1 protein-coding gene is annotated in these 1,351 nt (G+C 61.1%); it reads left to right on the top strand.

Going from position 1 to position 1,351, the window contains the following annotated elements; genetic code table 11:
• The coding region (locus tag ABQF30_RS29510) for an MMPL family transporter (RefSeq protein WP_448470616.1) at positions 1-1,351 on the top strand (1,351 nt) is incomplete at both ends.

Below are 1,351 nucleotides of genomic sequence, written 5' to 3' on the forward strand. Positions count from 1 at the left end.
CATCGCCGGCGCCACCCTGTGTCTGCACTTCACCCGCCTGCCCTATTTCCAGACGCTCGGTATTCCGCTGGCCATCGGTATGACCGTGGTGGTGTTCGCCGCACTGACCCTGGGTTCGGCAGTCATCACCGTGGCCAGCCGGTTCGGCAAGGTGCTCGAACCCAAGCGCGCCATGCGTACCCGTGGGTGGCGCAAAGTCGGTGCGGCCGTGGTGCGTTGGCCCGGCCCGATCCTGATCGCCACGATCGCGCTGTCGCTGATCGGTCTGCTGACCCTGCCGGGTTACATGACCAACTACAACGACCGCAAATACCTTCCGCAGGATCTGCCCGCCAACAGCGGCTACGCCGCGGCCGACCGGCACTTCTCGCAGGCGCGCATGAACCCCGAACTGCTGCTGATCGAGAGCGATCACGACCTGCGCAACTCGGCAGACTTCCTCGTGGTCGACAGGATCGCCAAGCGAATCTTCCAGGTACCGGGCATTTCTCGGGTGCAGGCGATCACCCGCCCGCAGGGCACGCCCATCGAGCACACCTCGATCCCGTTCCAGATCAGCATGCAGGGCACCACCCAGATGATGAACATGAAGTACATGCAGGACCGCATGGCCGACATGTTGGTGCAGGCCGATGAGATGCAGAAGACCGTCGACACCATGGAATCCATGCTGGCGATCACCAAGGAGATGGCCGCGACCACGCACAGCATGGTCGGCAAGATGCACGTCATGGTCGAGGACGTCAAGGAATTGCGCGACAACATCGCCAATTTCGACGACTTCTTCCGCCCGATCCGCAACTACCTGTACTGGGAACCGCACTGCTACGACATCCCTGTCTGCTACTCGATGCGATCGGTCTTCGATGCGCTCGACGGCATGGACGCCATGACCGACGACATCCAGAACATGATGCCGGACATGGATCGTCTCGATGTGCTCATGCCTCAGATGGTCACGATCATGCCGCCGATGATCGAGACGATGAAGACAATGAAGACAATGATGCTGACGATGCAGGCCACGATGGGTGGGTTGCAGGATCAGATGGAAGCTTCGATGGAGAACGCGACCGCCATGGGGCAGGCGTTCGACGCTTCCAAGAACGACGACTCGTTCTATCTGCCGCCAGAAACGTTCGAGAATCCCGACTTCAAGCGCGGCATGAAGATGTTCCTGTCCCCCGACGGGCATGCGGTGCGGTTCATCATCAGCCACGAGGGCGACCCGATGAGCCCCGAGGGCATTTCCCACATCGAGGCGATCAAGCAGGCCGCCAAGGAGGCCATCAAGGGCACCCCACTTGAGGGCTCCAAGATCTACCTCGGCGGCACCGCGGCAACCTTCAAA

It is taken from the genome of Mycolicibacterium sp. XJ870, assembly GCF_053483975.1.